This is a genomic window from Cohnella ginsengisoli (genome assembly GCF_029525555.1).
GTDB lineage: Bacteria > Bacillota > Bacilli > Paenibacillales > Paenibacillaceae > Cohnella > Cohnella ginsengisoli.
Map to the genome: position 1 here is coordinate 2,069,473 of NZ_JAPDHZ010000002.1, position 19,262 is coordinate 2,088,734.

At 58.6% G+C, this 19,262-nt stretch carries 13 protein-coding genes and 3 pseudogenes; 4 read left to right on the forward strand and 12 right to left on the reverse strand.

Translation table 11 applies throughout. From position 1 onward, the window contains the following. Window positions 1-24: 24 nt before the first annotated feature. The 5 genes from OMP38_RS09700 to OMP38_RS09720 form a co-directional block, all read right to left on the reverse strand. On the reverse strand, window positions 25-888 hold the full coding sequence (locus OMP38_RS09700; protein ID WP_277564892.1) for an ABC transporter substrate-binding protein: 864 nt from the start codon (window positions 886-888) through the stop codon (window positions 25-27). Then, window positions 875-1,633, reverse strand: a complete 759-nt coding sequence (locus OMP38_RS09705) for a type 2 periplasmic-binding domain-containing protein (RefSeq protein WP_277564893.1) — start codon at window positions 1,631-1,633, stop codon at window positions 875-877. The genes OMP38_RS09700 and OMP38_RS09705 overlap by 14 nt, the downstream gene beginning before the upstream one ends. Before the next feature lie 53 nt (window positions 1,634-1,686). After that, on the reverse strand, window positions 1,687-2,574 hold the full coding sequence (locus OMP38_RS09710) for a carbohydrate ABC transporter permease (protein WP_277564894.1): 888 nt from the start codon (window positions 2,572-2,574) through the stop codon (window positions 1,687-1,689). Window positions 2,575-2,585: 11 nt separating this feature from the next. Continuing rightward, window positions 2,586-3,533 (reverse strand): ABC transporter permease, encoded by a 948-nt coding sequence (locus tag OMP38_RS09715; RefSeq protein ID WP_277564895.1) that lies wholly within the window; start codon window positions 3,531-3,533, stop codon window positions 2,586-2,588. A 268-nt stretch (window positions 3,534-3,801) separates the two neighbouring features. Further along, entirely contained in the window at window positions 3,802-6,480 is a 2,679-nt protein-coding gene (locus OMP38_RS09720) for an alpha-mannosidase (protein ID WP_277564896.1), read from the reverse strand. A 170-nt stretch (window positions 6,481-6,650) separates the two neighbouring features. Here OMP38_RS09720 and OMP38_RS09725 point away from each other — a divergent pair, with 170 nt between their 5' ends. Next, entirely contained in the window at window positions 6,651-7,814 is a 1,164-nt protein-coding gene (locus OMP38_RS09725) for a GntR family transcriptional regulator (protein WP_277564897.1), read from the forward strand. Window positions 7,815-8,334: 520 nt separating this feature from the next. Here OMP38_RS09725 and OMP38_RS09730 read toward each other — a convergent pair. The 3 genes and pseudogenes from OMP38_RS09730 to OMP38_RS09740 all read right to left on the reverse strand — a co-directional run bounded on the left by OMP38_RS09730 (window position 8,335) and on the right by OMP38_RS09740 (window position 12,042). Further along, complete coding sequence (locus OMP38_RS09730) at window positions 8,335-9,108, reverse strand: Hsp33 family molecular chaperone HslO (RefSeq protein ID WP_277564898.1); 774 nt, start codon at window positions 9,106-9,108, stop codon at window positions 8,335-8,337. A gap of 312 nt (window positions 9,109-9,420) precedes the next feature. Continuing rightward, entirely contained in the window at window positions 9,421-10,524 is a 1,104-nt protein-coding gene (locus OMP38_RS09735; RefSeq protein WP_277564899.1) for a hypothetical protein, read from the reverse strand. 118 nt (window positions 10,525-10,642) lie between these two features. Further along, a pseudogene (locus OMP38_RS09740) lies at window positions 10,643-12,042 on the reverse strand (MFS transporter). A gap of 115 nt (window positions 12,043-12,157) precedes the next feature. Here OMP38_RS09740 and OMP38_RS09745 point away from each other — a divergent pair. Next, window positions 12,158-13,046 (forward strand): annotated as a pseudogene (locus tag OMP38_RS09745) (LysR family transcriptional regulator). Window positions 13,047-13,130: 84 nt separating this feature from the next. Here the strand turns inward: OMP38_RS09745 and OMP38_RS09750 are convergent. After that, window positions 13,131-13,868, reverse strand: a complete 738-nt coding sequence (locus tag OMP38_RS09750; RefSeq protein WP_277564900.1) for an SDR family oxidoreductase — start codon at window positions 13,866-13,868, stop codon at window positions 13,131-13,133. A gap of 180 nt (window positions 13,869-14,048) precedes the next feature. On the opposite strand from OMP38_RS09750, the gene OMP38_RS09755 reads away from it, so the two are divergent. Both OMP38_RS09755 and OMP38_RS09760 read left to right on the forward strand, forming a co-directional pair. After that, window positions 14,049-14,987 (forward strand): AraC family transcriptional regulator, encoded by a 939-nt coding sequence (locus OMP38_RS09755; protein WP_277564901.1) that lies wholly within the window; start codon window positions 14,049-14,051, stop codon window positions 14,985-14,987. 42 nt (window positions 14,988-15,029) lie between these two features. Then, window positions 15,030-15,507, forward strand: a pseudogene (locus tag OMP38_RS09760) (GNAT family N-acetyltransferase). A gap of 213 nt (window positions 15,508-15,720) precedes the next feature. Here the strand turns inward: OMP38_RS09760 and iolB are convergent. The 3 genes from iolB to OMP38_RS09775 form a co-directional block, all read right to left on the reverse strand. Next, a complete protein-coding gene (gene iolB / locus OMP38_RS09765; protein ID WP_277565221.1) occupies window positions 15,721-16,524 on the reverse strand; it encodes a 5-deoxy-glucuronate isomerase in 804 nt (267 codons plus the stop codon). Between the two features lie 22 nt (window positions 16,525-16,546). Then, window positions 16,547-17,584, reverse strand: coding sequence for an inositol 2-dehydrogenase (iolG, locus tag OMP38_RS09770; RefSeq protein WP_277565222.1), 1,038 nt, complete (start codon window positions 17,582-17,584; stop codon window positions 16,547-16,549). 187 nt (window positions 17,585-17,771) lie between these two features. After that, window positions 17,772-19,238 carry a CoA-acylating methylmalonate-semialdehyde dehydrogenase gene (locus tag OMP38_RS09775; protein WP_277564903.1) on the reverse strand — a complete coding sequence of 489 codons (1,467 nt, stop codon included), beginning with the start codon at window positions 19,236-19,238 and terminating at the stop codon, window positions 17,772-17,774. Window positions 19,239-19,262 lie beyond the last annotated feature (24 nt).

Here is a 19,262-nt window from a genome sequence, read left to right on the forward strand (position 1 = left end):
CGATACAGGGAAATGCGATAAGCCTTATTTTTTCGCGGCCAGGAACGCGTCCGCTTGCTTCTGGATCTCGGCTACGATCTTGTCCGTACCCGCTTTCTTCTGCTTCTCGATGTAGTCCGCGAGCGCTTTGTCCGCGTCCTTGACGATGCCGTACATGAGCGGTTTGCCCGCCTCGGTCGTCAGCGCGGTGCGCTTGGCGATTTCGTTCTTGATCGTGTCCGTTGTCGGGAAGAAGCCCGTGAGGCCCGAGACGAGGCTGTTCGGCTGGTTCGTGAAGTCGGCGATGTTTTTCCAGCCTTCGGCCGTTCTCGACTGGGTCGGCCGCACCAGGTTGTCGCGCCAGAAGCCCCATTGTCCCTGCCAGTCCATGTAGTTCGAGGTCTCGGCCGTCATCCCCTCCGGATAGACGAAGGTGTCGCCGTTTTTGACGTACGTCTTGCCTTCGATGCCGAACAGCACCATGTCGTACAAGCTCTGATCGGTCGCCATCATGTCCATGAACATGAGCGCTCTTTCGGGGTTTTTGGCGTTTTTGTTGATCGCCATCATGTTGGCCAGCGGCGACCGTCTCAGGTAATTGCCTTCCGGGTACAGCTCGGAGTAGAAGTTCTCCGGCTTGCCCAGGAAGTCGTTGAAGTTGATGTATTCGTTTGAATTGAACCCGACGACCTTCAGATTGCTGGATTCGCCGGCGTGCGCGTCGCGGTTGATCATGAGATCGGTCGGAATGATGCCTTCGTCGGCCCATTTCTTGGCCCAGGTGACGGCTTCCTTGTACCAGTCGGTCTGCTCGACCGGAACAAGCTTCATCGCCGGATCGTCCAGCTTGTAAGTGAGGCCGTACAGGCCGTCGACGGGATCCGCGTAGTTGTATTTAGGCGCGAGCATGGAGAGGATCTTGCTGTAGGTCAGGCCGCCGTCCCACTCGAGGATGTGGCTGTTCGGCGCGGCCTTTTTTGGCTTCCTGCAGGAAGGCGTCCAGCTCCTCCACCGTCTTGATGGAGCCGTTCGCCGGCTGGGCGACTTTGCCTTCCAGGCCCGACTTCTTGAAGTCGACCGAGACGAAGGCGTGGTCGTTCGTGATCTGCGTCCAGGGCATCGCCGTGATCTTGCCGCCGGACGTGATGGAGTCGACCATGTTGCGGTCCTGCAGCTGCTGGTAGTAGTTCGGCGCGAACTTGGGGAGCAGGTCCTTGATGTCCAGATAGTTGTTGACCATCTGCGGGTAGGCGAGCCAGTCGGCGTCGAAGTTCAAGTCGTAGTTGTCGCCGGACGTGGCGAGCAGCTTGATCTTGGTCGCGTAGTCGTTAAAAGGGATGAAGTTGATCTCGAATTTGGCGTTCAGCGTATCCTTCACTTTTTCTTCGACGGCCTTCCACACCTCGTCGGTGGCGGGCCTCTTGTCTCCGGCGAAATAAATCTTGAGCGTGACCGGATCGAGCTTCTCCGCGGCAGGCGAGGAAGACGGGGAAGCCGAAGGCGAGGCGGAAGCGGATGCGCTGGACCCTTGAGACGGCGCGGACGAGGATGCGGCGTTGCCGTTGTTGTTGTCTTTGCTGCACGCCGCCAGCGAGCCCCCCAGCATAAGCGCGGACAGGACTGCGCCGGTCAGACGAACGGTTCTTTTTTTCATCGTCGTAATCTCCTTCATCTATATTCTACATAAGGGTTTGACCCCCAGAGTAGTCAGCCTTTTACTGCGCCGATCATGATGCCTTTGACGAAATAACGCTGGACGAACGGGTACAGGAATACCATCGGACCGATCGTTAACACGCAGGTCGCGAGCTTAATGCCTTCGGAGGGAACCAGACTGCCCGACAGCATCCGGGCCGCCGCGTCAGACGTCTTCAGGAACATGATGTTGGAAACGATGGACCGCAGCAGCAGCTGGAGCGGCTGCAGGTCGCTGCTGTCGATGAGCATGACGCCGAGATACCAGTCGTTCCAATAGGTCAGCGCGATGAACAGCGATACGGTCGCGATGACCGGCGTCGACAGCCGCATCACGATCTTGAAAAAGATCGTCGCTTCGCCCGCCCCGTCGATCTTGGCCGACTCGGACAGCTCCTCCGGCAGCGATTGGAAGTAGTTGCGGATCAGGAAGACGTTAAACGCGCTGCACAGATACGGAATGATAAGCGCGGCGATGCTGTCCTTCAGATGCAGGTAGTTCACGCAGACGATGTACCACGGCACCATGCCGCCGCTGAACAGCAGCGTCAGCATCGCGTACACCGACAGAAACCTTCTGTATTTCACCCGCCGGAGCGACATCGGATAAGCCAGCATCGCGCAGATCATCACGCTCGCCGCCGTCCCGACGATCGTCACGATGGTCGAGATCTTGTAGCCGTTCACCAGCACCTTCCACTGCACGAACAAGATGTGATAGGCCTCCAGGCTGAATTGGCCCGGGATCAGCTGGTAGCCGTGCGCCTGAATCTCGAGTTCGTCCGTAAAGGAGCCTCCGATGACCATCAGAAACGGCAGCAGGCACAGAAGCGAGAACGCGAGTACGATCGCATAGATGACCAGATCCGAATATCGAATGGCGCCCAACTTGCTTGTCATGTGCATCCCTCCTAGAACAGGCCGGAGCCGTTCTGGTATTTGTTGGCCCAGCGATTGCAGGCGAGCACGAGAATAAAGGCGATGACCGATTGATAGAAGCTGGCGGCGGACGCCATGCCGACGTCGCCAAGGACGCGCAGATTGCGGAAGATAAAGGTGTCCAGCACGTCGGTCGTCGCATACAGGTTCGGATTGTCGCCGATGATGCCGTAGAACATCCCGAAGTCCGCGTTCATGATGCGCCCGATCGCGAGCAGCGTCAGGATGATGATCGTCGGCTTCAACATCGGCAGGCTGATGTAGCGCATCTGCTGGAAACGCGTGGCGCCGTCGATCTCCGCGGCTTCGTAATAGCTGGTGTCGACGCCGGATAAGGTCGCGATGTACAGGATCGAGTTGTAGCCCGCGCTTTTCCACACCATGATCAGCGTCAGGATGATCGGCCATGCCTGAGGCGTGTTGTACCAATTGACCTTGGAAAGTCCCAGCCATTGAAGCAGCTGGTTGAGCATGCCCTGGTCGAACGCGAAGATACTGTAGGCGAAGACGCTGACGACGATCCAAGAGACGAAGAAGGGCAGCAGGGTAAACGACTGAACGAGCTTCTTGAATGTCTTCTTTCTCACTTCATTAAGTAGGAGCGCCAGACCCACCGCGACGACCGTGCTGCTGGCGATGAACAGCAGGTTCAGCAGGATCGTATTGCGCGTCGCCCGGAAGGTCGTGTCCGAAGTAAACAGGAAGTTAAAGTTGTTAAAGATCGGCTTCGTCCATTCGCTGCCGAAGATGCCTTTGCCAAAGTCGAAGTTTTTGAAGGCGATCAGCACGCCCGCCATGGGCAGATAATTAAAGAAGAACAATACGATCAGTCCTGGCACGGCCATTAAGTACAAGAACGCGTTTTTGTTGAGCTCGAAGGCGATTCCCTTCGTTTTGCCGCGCTGCCGGCCTGCGTCCATCCGATTCACCTCGCTGTTTATTGTTGCAATGGTTATCATAAAGCGCTTTCAAATGTCGGCTTTTAAGGAGTCGCGAAGCTTCATCTCTACCACTCTGTGAGCCTTTAGCCCGCTTTCCTCAACCTTCAACCTTCAAACTTCAATCCTCAACCCTCAACTTGCAGCCTGCAGCCGTTTGTTTACATCCTGAAACTTGTTATATTTGTAATAAACTTATATATTGCTTGTATATTGAGATTATACTTTTAGAACAACAGGTTGTAAAGGGTTATTTTACCTCCACGAACGTCCCTTCAATGCCAAGCGTCAAGATCTTCTTCGGCGCGAGCGCGAAAGCGATCCTTCCCTCCTCTGCCGGTACGGGCGCCGTGACGCGCTCGCTCAGCATCCGCTCGCTGACGGCGACATCGCCTTCAAAAAGGCGTCCCGTCGCCGAGACCTTCTCCTCCGACTCGCCGAGATTGACCAGCCTAAGTACGACGCCTTCGGCATCCTCCGCCCGCTTGAGCGCGGTCGTCACGACGGCGCCGCCGGGCGAATCGACGCTCGCCCAAGACAGCGCCGAAGGCAGCGGACCGCCATGAACGCCGGTCGGCACGGCCCGGAAAGGCGCGTTGAACGCCTGGGCGGTGCGGACGACCTCGCGGTAGTCGCCGCCATGGGGCACGACCGCGAACCGGCAGCCGTAGGGTCCGAGACACTGCGCGCCGGGCGTGGGAAAGTAGTTCCAGTCGCCGAGCTCGCCCACGCAGCGGAGCAAGGTCAGGGCGATCGTGCCGCGGCCGTCGCGAAGCGCTTCGTACTCGGGCAGTCCCTCCGTGACGATCGCCAAGCCCCGCGCGCCGTCCGACATGTCGACGAACGATTGCATCCGCTCGTTGCGCGACGGATTGCGCCAGCCTTCCCAAGGCGCGATCGACCGCTTCACGACGTCGAACGGCGCGTCGGCGCGAACGAATTCGGCAGCCGCGTCGCTCGGGAACAGCGCGCGCAGCCGATGGTCCTTCGCCGCGTTGTCCAGGCTGACGTCGATCTCCGCGTATTTGGCGCCGGTCCGCAGACTGACGACGACTTCGATCTCCTGACTGACCGTGCGCGTCGACCGGCCGCTCCCTTCGCGCTCCGCCGGCAACTCGAGCCGGTGCCGAATGACCAGGCGAGCGCAGCCGAAGGTCGAACGGTCCTCCAGCCGGACGAGGGCCTTGCCCGTCAGGATCGGCGGGGCGTCCTCGGCGGCGCGGTACAGATACTCGTTGCCGATATCGCCGCTGTCCTCGAGCGCCAGAAGATCGCGATAGATTTGGCCGGTTATCTTGTCCTCCAGCGTCAATATGCCCCCGAGATCAGCCACAATTCGTAGGTAAGCGTTTTCTAAAGTCGCCGAATCTGCTGCCAGGACGCACGATGCTTCATCGCCATTGCCGATTGGCACGGCTTTATCGCGGGAACGCCGCACCCAAGCAAAGACCGCGTGCCCGGTTCCCGGGATTCCGCTCGCGAGGAAGGTCAGCCTGTATCTTCGTTTCCGCCAAGGAATCCGGAACCGATCGTCCGGCAGCGTGAACCCGCTGATCCAGCCGAGATCCTCCCAGGCGCATGCCACCTCGGCGCCGTCGCGGTCCAGCAGCGCGTAGCGTTCGGGCGCAAGCTCGGCCTCGGCGTCGATGTCGACCGTCGTCCATTCGTCCCGCGTCCAACCGAGCGGATTGAAGACGACGAACGGATAGACGTCGGCCGGCGCGCCTGCTTCCCGTGACGCGAACGCGGACGTATCCGTTCGTCCGGCGATATAGGCCATCGCTTCCGAGCTCAGCGACTCCGCGATCTGCGCGCTCTTCATGAAGCGCGTCACCATCTCCTCGTGAACCGCGTCGACGCTGCAGCCGCAGATGCTGTCGTGCGGGTGGTTCTGCAGCAGCAGCTTCCAGGCCTGCTTCATGAAGGCGGCCGGATATTCCCGCCCCAGCAGGCCGGCGATCGTCGCGAACGGCTCGGCCCAGCGCTCCAGCTCGCCCTGGACGCGCGTATTCCATTGCTTCAGGTACATCCGCGAGGAAGCCGTGTTCACCAGCGTGGTCCAGCCGTCGGTCCGCTCGCCGATCAGCTCTCCCGCGACCGTCGCGGACGGCGAACCGTACGCCTCCAGCCTGTCGAAGTAATCCGCGAACCGGCTGTGGACGAACCGGTAAGCGGGCAACCCTTCGTTCAGCGCCGCGACCGCCCGCCCGACGTCGGCTTGGACGGGCTGATGGTCGCACCCGTTCATAAGCAGCAGGTGCGGCGTCGTGGCGAACCTTTCCACATTGTCCAACGCCACCCGCCCTCGCTCCGCGGCGCGCGCCGGGTCGGTCGGCAGCTCCATGCCGTTGTGGTACCAGTTCGCCAGGAATACCGACAGCACCCGCGATCCGTCGGGCGACGCCCACCACAGCTCCGACGGATAGCCCGAGCTGTCGGTATTGCGGACGCCGTTGTTCTCCGCGATGGCGTTGATTCCGCGGCCGAACACGGCATGCCGGATCCCGAAGCCCTGCAGGAGCTGCGCGGACTGGGAGATGTTGCCGAACGTGTCGGGAAAGTAGCCGATCTCGGTCGCGCCGCCCAGTTCTTCGGCGCGCGCCAGGCCGAGCTGCAGGTTGCGTATCTGCGCCTCGCCGCTCGTCAGAAACGCGTCCTGCAAGACGTACCATGGACCGATGCTCAGCTTGCCTTGCCTGACAAGGGCACGAAGGCGCTCCTCCTGCTCGGGGCGGATCTCGAGATAATCGTCGACGAGCAGCACATGCCCGTCCAGATGAAAAAACGCGAAGCCGTTATTTTCCGCTTCCAGCAACTCCAGCACGTCGTCGATCAGCTTCACGAGCCGCATCCGGAACTTTTCGAACGGCATGTACCACTCTCGGTCCCAATGCGAATGCGAAATGACGTGTACCGTCGCTTTCTCCATCTCTGCCACTCCCGTTCATCCCGCTTTTTTTGAATTAACTTGTATACTTTATAACAAGCTTGTAATAAAATATTATCATGTTCATGCCAACCTGTAAATTATGGAATATAACTGTACAACCTAAGCGTTAAGTTATATATTTGTCATAGATCATGTTAGGAGTGTTAACGATGGCAAAGGCCGTGCAGCGCGTCCCGTTATATACACAAATACGAGATTACGTATTTAAGCAAATATCGGACAAGGTGTGGAAGCCCGGAGACCGGCTGCCCTCCGAAAACGAATTCGCGGAGCAGTTCAACGTCAGCAGAATTACCGTGAAAAACGCGCTCGCGCAATTGATCGAGGACAACCTGATCTATCGGATCCAGGGCAAAGGCTCCTTCGTCTCGCGCGATCTCGCGGGCGAACCGAAGCTGTATCAGGAGGGCGAGCCTTCGCTCCGCGAGGAAAAGCAGCTCGTCGCCTACCTGATGCCGAGACTCGGGAACACGTTCACCGCCCACCTGCTCAGCGGCATCGAGAGCGAGCTGACGAAGCTCAATTACCGGCTGCTTTTCTGCAAGACCGACGATTCCCAGGAAACCGAAAAAGAAGTGCTGCGCGAAGTCATTCAGCTCGGCGTAAAGGGCATTATCGTTTTCCCGGTCGACGGGGAGTCCTATAGCGAGGAGATTCTGCGGCTCACGCTGAACGAATTTCCGCTGGTCGTGGTGGACCGCTACTTGCGGGGGATCGAGACGAACTGCGTCTGCTCGGACAATGTGGACGGCGCCCACAAAGCGACCGCGCATCTGATCGAAAACGGTCATAACCGGATTGGCTTTATCTCGACGCCCTATCAAGGGACGACGAGCATCGAGGACCGTCTGGTCGGCTACGAAAAAGCGCTCGCGGAGCATCAGATCCCCGTGGAGCATCGGCTTCGCCTGCATCACTTCGACGGCGAGCGGATCAACGTCGTGCTGAAGGACGGGGTGGCGGATCCGGAGATTAAGGCGGAGATTCAAGCCTTCCTGCGGCAAAACGCGGACATGACGGCCGTCTTCGCCATTAACGCCGCGGTCGGATTGACCGTGATCGAGGCGGCCCGCGAGATCGGCATCCAGGTGCCCGATCAGCTGTCGATCGTCTTCTTCGACAACTACGAGCTGTCGGCGCTGTCCAGCGTCCCTCCGACCTGCATCAGCCAGGAAGAGGAGCTCATGGGCAGGGAAGCCGCGCGCCTGCTCGCGTCGATCATCGACAATCCGAAGCAGGAACGCCGGAAGATCATCACGCCGAACAAGCTGATCGTGCGCAAGTCGGTCGCGCCGGTGGGGTCGCCTGTTTAAGACAGGTTATTCAAGTCAGTAGGCGCAAAAAAAGCGGGGCTGTTCCGACAGCCCCACTTTTTGCATGACATTTGATTAAGTAAGCTAGCGCGGTTAGTGTTTCTTCAATACCGCTTCAACGCACTATGCTGTTTTTTTGATCCGAATTTATCAATCCATAAACCCCAAACACCTCAAAGACTCTCTTAGTTCAACTCGATAGATCATCTCGGCATCTCCTGCAATCGTACCGCGTATCCTGAATGAATGCCGTGCATTTCCTGCACGAGAAAGTCAGTTTCAATGGCGAAGGATTTACGGCGATGAGCCGCTGGGGAAAACAATAAAGTTTAATTATTCGTTCTATGGGACTCAACGCCCTTTAATTTCAAATGGTCCATGTTCAGCCGTTTCGCTTCTTTTTAATTCTGTATCAAGTATCCAGTAATATACTTTCGATTTATGCGAGTAACCGTCTTACTTATCGCTTTCGTAAAACTTTACTAAAAACTCCGTGTCCATTCCGACTCCTCTAATTATCTCAGATAAATATATCCTTCTTTTCTATAACAACTATTGGTCCCATCAGTTTTTCAATAATGGTTTGTATGGATTCTTTGCGCATAAGCTGGCTTGAAATTGGCTCCATTTGATCTACTTTATCTTCTAACTCAACCAGTTCTTCATCTGACAACTTACCGACAATCTCAACAATAATCCCACCGGAAACCATGATGCTGTTATCTATATCAATTTGCTCCCCTACAATTACAGCAGCAGGCGTATTTTCGGCTTTTGCTAAATAGTTTGAAAAATCATCACCCATTTCACCCGAGACAATCGGCGAAGATTTTTTACTTAGAACACCTTTATCAGAAACTTTTGAAACGATAATTGCACCACTACCAATCGTTTTACTTTCACTAAATTTCCCTTCATCATTTAAATCTAATTCTACGTTGGCATTCTTAACGGATCCTACTACTTTACCGCCGGCAGTTACTGTCACAGCAACTCCTCCGATAGGTCCGTTACAGTCTACCTCAACAATTGTGGATTCTCCTTTATTCTGCTCAGATGCCAACATTGCTGCTACGGATAATGTTCTTCCGAGCGCGACAGAGGCGTTTGGACTAGTACCCATCTTTTTCCGCAGAGATTCAAGAGACCCTTTAACATCCGCTCCGAATACCTTTACTCGCCCATCATAAGCAGTTGCTTGCAAAGTAAAGTCCTTATTTAATGATTTACTGCAACCAGTAAATAATAAGCCAATAAACACTGATGCTAGTCCCAAAATGACGCCTCTGTACACACCATTTCACAACCTTCTTCTTGTTATTAATTCAGCAAGATATTATCACACCATTGATTAATAGAGACGAAAGCAATGAAAAAACGGCGATCGTCCCCCGGTTTTATACCGGAATTCGATCGCTGCTTCGTTTCATTGGGACGAGCCTATTTAACTTTTTTCTGCTTGATGGCCAGAACGCCCATCTCCGTATCTACTATATAAAGAGTCCCGTTTCCGTCAACCAGAATCTCGCTAATCGATCCTGTGTTCTTGACGGCCAGAACGTACCTTTCTTTGCCGGCGGCATCTAGGGAGAACACGCTGCCCCCGTTATCCTGAATATAGACGTTGCCTTTGGTATCGCTTAGCATAGTCGAGACCGTATAATAACCGTTGAATCTCAGCGGATATTCCCATATCGTCTTGCCTGTCGTATCGATCTGGGCGATTCCGCGATTCGCTTCCACGTAGTATCGTCCATTTCCCGCTTTGGGCAGGATCATATCCAACTGAGCCGCGGTCGGCTTGTTCACTTTCGTCAGCTTCCCGCTGTTCAAGTCCAAAATTTCCATACGCGCCGTCGGATTGCCGAACGCCTGGACCCACTGTCCGTTTTTTTTGTATATAGCCGGAAGCGCTCCAATCCTTTGGCGTCGAATCAAGCTGCGCATCCCACAACAGCTTCCCTGAATTGTTCAAGTAGTAAGCATGATTTAAGTCGGTCAATACGAGTACGTTATTCTGGGCATCTACGATCAATTCCTTGATATTGGTCTCATGCATCGTAAAGACGAAGCTCCCGACCGATGAAGAAGAAACGGTCCAGTCCACGAAGTCGTCATTATACCAGTTTAATTTTCCGTCCGGAGCAAGGGAAACGAGCGCTCCGCTTAACGTCGTAATGAGGTTGTCATTAGAATCCAGGCCAATTGCAGATGTAAAGTCCGGAAATAGGTAATCATCATGAGGAAGGTAATAGGTGGATTTGACCTTGCCGTCGCGGGTGATCAGGTCCACCCGGGCGTCAACCGTATCATCCAAAATTTTCTTGCGGATCGTGAAGATCGTTCCTTTCGACGATTGTCCCCACGCCTGCAAAGATACAAGATCGAAATCGGAATAATACTGCTCCCACAGCTTGCGTCCGCCCGTTGTAGAAATGGCTTTCGTATAACCGCCGTTCAGAAGCAGCAGCCGATCTAAATCCAGCATAACCGGCCAGGCGTCTTTTTCCGCTGAGCTCCAATCGACTTCAAAGTTCTTGTATCCTCGCAGCTGTACCTTCTTCCCGTTGTCATTTACATAGGGCAGTTCCTTGTATTCGTTGGAAGGAAGCAACTGCACCTTCGCCGCTGCGGCGGTGGCGGCCTGCACGCCTGCAGCGTTGACAAGAAGGAGGAGCGCCGCTAACAAGCCGAGCATTTTTCTTTTCATCCCACAACCCCCCTTTTTACAAACAAGTAAGCAAGTCCTATGTTTAGGACCAAAGATTCATAATTCCTATTGTATTATGATATGGAATTATCTTCAATTACAAATTTTATGAGGCTAATTATGGACGACGCCCGACGGCCGCCGCCTTCTCCGGCGTGCTTCGCCGTAGGTTCATGAGCACCAGCACGATCGCGATGACCGCGAGAAACGCGCCGAGCAGCCGGAAGCCGGCAAAGCTGAACGTCCTGCCCATGATGACGCCCGTCAGCAGCGAAGATAATATGGTCCCGAGATATCGCGAGGTAAGGAAGAGCCCGGAGGCTACGCCGGCCATTTCTTTAGGCGAGCTTTTGAACAGGGCTGCTTGCATACCGACGGCGTTCAGCCCGTTGCCGATCCCGAAGGCGGCCAAGGCCAGGCTCACGCCGATGACAGGCGAAGTTTCGGTCAGCGTGACGAGCCACGAGGAGCCCAGCGTCATGAGCAAAGCCGCCGCGATCAGTGCGGGTCTCGGACCCGCTTTGTCGATCCATTTTCCCGCGAACGGAGAAGCGACGAGCGAACAAAGGCCGAGCGTCAGCATCAGAACCCCCGTATGGAACTCGCCGACATGCCGAACGGTTTGCAGATAAGATGGAATGCTGAAGAAGAGCGCGTAATAGAGCAGGTTGACGAGCATGAATTGAACGTTGACCCCAGTCATCGCCGGATATTCGGCAAAAGCGCGCAGCGGGATAAATGGCGACGCCGTCGTCAGCTCGCGCCTCGCGAACATCGCCAGCGCCGCAAGGCCGACCGATCCGGCAGCGATGTTCGCGAGCGAGGCATGCCCGGCGGACTTCATGGACAGCAAGCCCATGAGCAGACCCAGCAATCCCGCGGCAAAAAGCAGAATGCCGATCGCGTCGATTTTCGCTATCCATTTTCCAAAAGTCGGCTTGCCGTCGCCTGCCGCCCCCGGACCGTCGTCGGGAATCGTACGCCGGGCCAACAGGAAGCTCGCCGCCACGAACGGAAGATTGACGATAAAAAAGCGCTTGCCAGTCCCATCGCTCCAGCAGCACGCCGCCCGCAAAAGGGCCGATCGCCGAGGCGCCCGACAAAAAAAACCGACAACACCGACAGCGCCGTCGCCTGTTTTTCCGTCACGTGAATTCTGACGATCGCCATGCCGACCGCGATCATCATGCTCGTGCCGATCGACTGGACGACGCGCGCCGCGATCAGCCATCCGAAGCTCGGCGACAGGGGCGCCAGCAGCGAGGAGAAGAAGGATACGACGAGCCCCGCCAGGAAGATCTTCTTGCGGCCGAACATATCGCTGGCCTTGCCCATGACGGGCTGGGCGATCGCGCTCGCGATGTAAAAAGAGAAAATGATCCATGAAACTTCCGTAAAATCGAGCCTGTATTCCTGCTGCAGCCGCGCGATCGCGACGGCGATCATCGAAGAATTTAACGGATTTAATAAAATGCCCAATCCGACTGCGATCAACAGCTTTCTGCTGCGGACATCCATTTTGCGCTTCCCCTCTCGTGCGTCTTACGACTATATTACTTAAAGAAATCCATTTACTCCAACGCATTTTAAGCTATACTTACATTGACTACAGGGAATGAATCGAGGCGTTGGCATGGAGCTTCTCCAGTTGCAATACTTTATCGCGGTCGCCCGGCTGGAACATATGACCGAGGCGGCGCGGAGCCTGCACGTGACCCAATCGTCGCTCAGCAAAACGATCCAGCGCCTGGAGGAGAGCCTTGGCGCGCCGTTGTTCGACCGGACGGGCAGGCAGCTGCGGTTGAACGACTACGGCAGCCGGTTCCTGCCGCGCGCGGAGCGGGCATTGTTTGAACTGGAGCAAGGCCAACAGGAGCTCGCCGATCTGTCCGACCTCAAGGCGGGCAAGCTTAGACTGGCGGTGACGACCGCGAGCACGCTGCCCGGCATTTTGAGCGCGTTCCGGAAAAAGCGCCCTTTCGTCCAATTTCACGTTCAAATGGTGGGCTTGGCGGACATGGTCGCGATGCTTCATCGCGGAGAGGTCGACTTCGGCATCTCTTCGCCGCCGGTCGAGGAAGAGGACATTCACTGCCGGATCGTGTGCGTCGACCCGGTCGTGCTGGCGGTGCCGAAGGGGCATCGGCTCGCGGACCGCGTCAGTGTGTCGCTGGACGAGCTGAAGGACGAATGGTTCGTCAGCGTAAAAAAAGGGCTATGGCATTCGCGATTCGGTGGACGCCGTCTGCCTGCGAACGGCCGGATTCGCGCCGCAGTATGTGTACGAAGGAGACGAACCTGCGCGCCTTAGCGCGCTCGTCGAGGCCGATATCGGGCTGGCCTTCATGCCGAGCACGGCCATGAATCCGCAAGCCAGCCTGCGGTATGTTCGCATAGCGGATGCCGAATTGACGCGGGAGATCGCGTTACTGTGGCACAAGCGCCGGTACCTCTCGCAGGCCGCGCTGGAGTTCCGCGACGTCGTGCTTGCTTATTTCGAGGCGGAAGCCGGCGCTTGGTGAACATACAAAATAACCCCTGCTGATCGCAGAGGTTAAATGCCGGCAGATTAAGCTTGCCGCGGCGGCCTATAACCGGGCCGTCTTTTAATTGAATCCGCCGTTTACGCGAAGGGTCTGTCCCGTGATCCAGCGGCCTTTGTCGCCGGCGAGCAGCTCCACCGCATTCGCGATGTCCTCCGGCTCTCCGAGACGTCCGAACGCGTTCATCCGGCGGAACGAATCGACCAGCTCTTCGGATTTGCCGGTCAAGAACAGCTCGGTCGACACCTGTCCCGGCGCGATGCAATTGATCGTGATGTCCTTGGGACCGAATTCCTTGGCCAGTTGGCGAGTCAGCTGCTCGACGGCGCCTTTGGTCGCCGCGTAGACGCTGTAAGTCGGGAGCATCGCGCCCGCCACGGAGGTCGAGAAGTTGATGATGGCGCCGCCCGGAGACATATGCTTCATCGCTTGCTGGCAAGCGAAGTACGTCCCCTTCACGTTGATGGCGAACTGACGGTCGAACGCCGCCTCCGTCACTTCCGCGATCGCCGCGTTGTCCATAACGCCGGCATTGTTGACGACAATGTCGACGCGCCCGTATTGCCCGAGCGTCCGCTCGAACAGCGCCTCGACGTCGCTCACCTTGCTCACGTCGGCGCCGATGGCGGCCGCTTCTCCGCCGGCTTGCTCGATCGTCTGTACGACCTCCTCCGCTTTGCCCGGATTCGAGGCATAATTGACGACCACCTTCGCGCCGGATGCGGCCAGTTGAATCGCGATCTGCCGCCCGATTCCTCTCGAAGCTCCCGTTACGATCGCGACTTTTCCCTGCAATTCCATATCGAATCTCTCCTTTGGGTTGAATCGGCCGCCACGCTGTCTGCGTCGGACCTTATGTACTCATTATAGGCAAGTTTAGCCGACGCCAGGTAGAACAGACGTCTTCGATCCTTGCCTAATCCTCTTCGGGCTGGGTATGATGAAAAGAAACGCGATCCGAGCGGAAGGAGCCGGCGACCGATGAACGAATCCACGCGCATGGAGCAAGCCCGGCAGCGATTGGCGCACGCCATTCGACGCCATGCTCCGACAAGCGGCACGCGTCAAACCGCCATACCGGATTTGACGCTATTGCATGCCGTGCGGACGTCCGAACCGTTGGAGTCCGTATACAAGCCCTCCATCTGCATCGTGGCGCAGGGCGCCAAGACGGCCGCCCTGGCGGACGGAACCTACACTTACGATCCGATGACGTACCTGGTGACTTCCGTCGAGCTGCCGATCTTCGGCAAAATCGTCGAGGCTTCGCCCGAAGTTCCCTACTTAAGCTTGAAACTCTGCTTCGACCCCGACGTCATCCTGGACATCGCCGGCGAGATCCGGCGTCCCGAGCTCGTCTCTTCGGAAGCTAGCCGCGGCATTACCGTGAGCCGCATGTCCCCCGCCTTGCTCGAAGCCGCTTGTCGGCTGGTCGAACTGCTGGACGCGCCAGAGGACGTTCCGGTATTGGCTCCCCTCGTCATCCGCGAAATGGTGTACCGCTTGCTGCAAGGCGAGCAAGGTCCGCTCCTTCGCTCATTCGCGACGGTCGGCAGCCAATCGCATCTCATCGCCCAGTCTGTCCGGTTGATCAACCGGCAATACCAGCGCCCGCTTCGCGTCGAAGAGCTGGCGGGTGCCGTCAATATGAGCGTGTCGGCGTTCCACAAGCACTTCAAGCGCGTTACCGCGATGAGTCCGCTGCAGTATCAGAAAACGGTGCGCCTGCAAGAAGCGAAACGCTTCATGCTGACCGAAGCCTTGCCGGCGGCCGAGGCGGCTTTCCGCGTCGGCTACGAGAGCCCCTCGCAATTCAGCCGGGAATACGCCCGCTTGTACGGCCGGCCGCCGATGCAGGACATCCAAGAGCTTCGCGACGCGACGGTCGTCGGGGCAGGCAGCGTGCGCGGAGGAGAATAGACATGAAAGCCGCTAGGCGAGAAAACGAACGGAGGGTTCGGCATGATCACGCTCAGAAAAATCACGCTCGATAATCGGCGCGCCGTCTTCAACCTCGAAGTGTCGGAAGATCAGCGTAAGTATGTCGCATCCAACCTGTCGAGCGTCGCATCTTGTTATGTACTGGCGACCAACGGCGGACATCCCTTTCCGTTCGCCATCTACGCGGATGAGCAGCCGGTCGGATTTGTCATGTTGACCTACGGGATAACCGGATACGAGCTCCCGTCCGTCGCTGACGGCAACTACTGCATCCTGCGGCTGATGATCGACGAGCGCCATCAGAACCGGGGCTACGGTCGCGAGGCGATGGCGGAAATTTTAAAGTTCATCCGCACCTTTCCCGCCGGACCTGCGCAGTTCTGCTGGCTCCCGTACAAGCGCGACAACGCTGCCGCCAAAAAACTTTATGAAAGCTGCGGTTTCCGGGAGAACGGGGGAGATTTGCGATGGCGAGCAGGTGACCGTATTGCGGCTGTGAGCGGTTCGGTACGATTGCTGCAAATATGCTGATATTTTCGTTAGAGGGTTCAGGTCCGCGAAAATAAATGCAGACGCGCTTTTTAACACTTATCGCCTCGCTCCAGTCTGCCGGCCTCCATCACAGTTTGCAATTATGCTTATTTGGGGCAATGTCGTTCTGCTCCAGCAAAAAAACCGCACCGAATCCGGTGCGGTTCATTTTGTATGTGCGTCAGCGCATCAGCCAGGCGTGATGGGGGTCGTTGTGGAAGCGCCACGCGCGCGTCGGGCCGGCCATGACGTTCAGGTAATAGACGTCGTAGCCCGGCGGCGCGGATACGGGGTGGTAGCCGCGGGGCACGAGCACCGCTTCGCGGTCCTTGACGGCGAGCGTCTCGTCGAGCAAGCGGTCGTCGGTGTAGACGCGCTGCACCGCGAAGCCCTGTTCGGGCTGCACGCGGAAGTAGTAGGTTTCCTCCAGCAGCGACTCGTTCGGCAGGTCGTCTTGGTCGTGCTTGTGCGGCGGATAGCTGGACCAGTGTCCGGCCGGCGTGAACACTTCGACGACGAGCAAGCTGTCCGCAGGCTCGCTCTCCGGGAGGATGTTGTGCACGAGGCGCGACATGCTGCCGCTGCCCCGGTGCTCCACCCCGACGCCGTCCGGCGAGATCAGCCGCGCCGCATGTCCGCCGCGGCCGGGCGCCAGGCAGACCGCCAGCTCCACGTCGGTCAACGCCTCCAGGTCCCACTGGCTGCCCGACGGCACGTAGACGGTGTAAGGCGGCGTCTTTTCGAATACGCTCATGCGCTTGCCGACGTCCCGCCACGTCTGTCCGCCGGCGCTTACGTCCGCGCGGCCGGACAGCAGCACGAGCGCCGCCTCCAGACCGCCGGTCTCCCGGCCGAGCTTGTCTCCGACCGCGAGCCGGAACGCCTCGAAGCCGACATACGTCCATCCGGCGCTCTCCGGCGAGATAGACAGCACGCAGCCCCGTTCGTCGGGAACCGCGCGCGAAGGTACGATCAACTCGGACATGCCCATCCGTGCTCCTCCTCTCTTATGCTTCCGCGGCCAGGCCGGCTTCGGCGAGCTCCGCCAGCTTGACCGGACGTCCCGTCTCGAGCGAGCGCTTCGCCGCCAGGGCGATCAGCTCCGCCTGCAGGCCGTCTTGTCCGCTTACCGGCACGGGCTGGCCAAGCCGCACGCTGTCGACGAACTGGCGCATCTCGTCCCGATAAGCTTCCGTATACCGCTCGAGGAAAAAGTGCAGCGGCTTATCCCGCGTGATGGCGTCCGGTCCGCTTACGACCGCCGTGTTCGGGTAGTCGTTGGCGATCGCCACGCTGCCGCCGGAGCCGAACACCTCGACCCGCTGATCGTAGCCGTATACCGCCTTGCGGCTGTTGTCGATGACGCCGAGCGCGCCGCTCGCGAACTTCAGCGTCGTGATCGCCGTGTCGATATCGCCGGCTTCGCCGATGGACGGATCCACCAGCACCGCGCCTTGCGTGAATACTTCCTCCACCTCGCTGCCGGAGAGGAAGCGGGCGATGTCGAAGTCGTGGATCGCCATGTCCATGAACAGTCCGCCGGATACCTTGACGTACGCGATCGGCGGCGGGCTCGGATCGCGGGAGGTGATCTTGATCAGGTGCGGCTCGCCGACCCGGCCTTCTTCGACGATCTCCTTCACGCGCCGGAAGTTATGGTCGAACCGCCGGTTGAAGCCGATCTGCAGGCTGACGCCCGCAGCCGCGACCGCGCGCAGCGCTTCTCTCGTGCCTTCGACGCTCATGCTGACCGGCTTTTCGCAGAAAATCGCTTTGCCGTTCGCCGCCGCCTCCACGATCAGCGGGACGTGGGTGTCGGTGGGCGAGCAGATGATGACCGCTTCAATAGCCGGATCCGTCAAGAGCTCGCTCGCATCGGCCGTCACTCGGGCGATGCCGCGCTCCGCGGCCCATGCCGCGAGCGCTTCGCCCGCGAACGGGTCCGCGATCGCCGCGACCGCGACGCCGTGCATGCGGAGCAGATTGTCCGCATGGATCTTGCCGATTCGGCCGGCGCCGATGACGCCGATGCCGATCGTATTCAAAGTGTTGCTCAACCTAGATTCCTCCCTGCTGATTCCGCGTAAGACCGTTCGTTCGGGCGTTGCCGCCCGGAAGGCCGCAAATGCAGTCCGGCGCTCTGAGCCTGCCAGAACACGGCTTTGGCTCGAGCTCAGGCTCGGACTCGGGCTCTTGCTCGCGCTCGGGCTCGATTCCGGCTCGTGCGCCCGCTTACCACCGGGCCGTCACCATTTTTTTGCGCGTATAGAACTCGACGCCGTCCGTTCCGTTCGCGTGGAGATCGCCGTAGAACGACTTCTTCCAGCCCGAGAACGGGAAAAACGCCATCGGCGCGGGCACGCCCAGATTGATGCCGAGCATGCCGGCGTCGATATTCTCGCGGAATTGGCGCACGGCGCTGCCGCTGTCCGTGAACAGGCAGGCCCCGTTCGCGAATTCGGAGCGGTTGGCGATCTCGATCGCCTCGCTCAGCGTCGCAGCGCGCATGACGGCCAGCACCGGCGCGAAAATCTCGTCCTTCCAGATCTTCATCTCGCAGGCGACGTCGTCGAAGATCGTCGGCCCGACGAAGTAGCCCTTGCCGTCCGAAGCGGCATCCAGACGTCCGTCGCGCACGAGCTTCGCGCCCTCCTGCTTGCCGGCTTCGATATAGCCGAGCGTGCGGGCCTTGTGCGAATCGCGGATAACCGGGCCGAGGAAGACGCCCTCCTCCAGGCCGTTGCCGATCGAGATCGCGTCCGCCGCCTGCTTTAGCTTCTCCACCAGCGCGTCGCCGACGTCGCCGACCGCCACGACGACGGAGCAGGCCATGCAGCGCTCGCCCGCGGAGCCGAAGGCGGCGGCGACGATCTGGGTGACCGCCGCGTCGAGGTCGGCGTCCGGCATGACGATGCTGTGGTTTTTAGCGCCGGCCAGCGCCTGGACGCGCTTGCCGTGCGCCGAGGCGGTCTTGTACACGTACTCGGCGACCGGCTGCGAGCCGACGAACGAGACGGCCGCGATGCCGGGATGCTCGAGGATGCCGTTGACCGCGTCATGCGCGCCGTGCACGATGTTCAGCACGCCCGGCGGCAGCCCGGCTTCGTCGAACAGCTCGGCGAGCCGCTGCGCCAGAAGCGGCGTGCGCTCCGAGGGCTTGAGCACGAACGCGTTGCCGCAGGCGATCGCCAGCGGGAACATCCAGCACGGCACCATCATCGGGAAATTGAACGGCGTAATGCCCGCTGCGACGCCGACCGGATAGCGGTACATGCCCGACTCCAGGTTCGTCGCGATGTCGGGCAGCTGCTTGCCCATCATGAGCGACGGCGCGCCGGCGGCGAACTCGACGCATTCAATGCCGCGCAGCACCTCGCCGTGGGCCTCGGCATAGCTTTTGCCGTTTTCGATCGTGATGAGCCTGGCCAGCTCGTCCCAGCGTTCGACGAGCAGCTGCTGATATTTGAAGAGGATCCGGGCGCGGCGGGGCACCGCCGTCTTCGCCCATGCGCGTCCCGCTTCCGCGGCCGCTTGAACCGCCGCGTCCACGTCCGCCTTAGTCGACAGCGGAACGTAGGCGATCACCTCTTCGGTGGCTGGGTTGTATACCGGCTCCACCTTGCCGGAGGCGGACGGAACCTGCTTGCCTCCGATCCGGTTGCTCAGCGTCTCCACCGCGGCGTCGATTCGATTTGTCATGGCGTGATGGCCCCTTTCCAATCT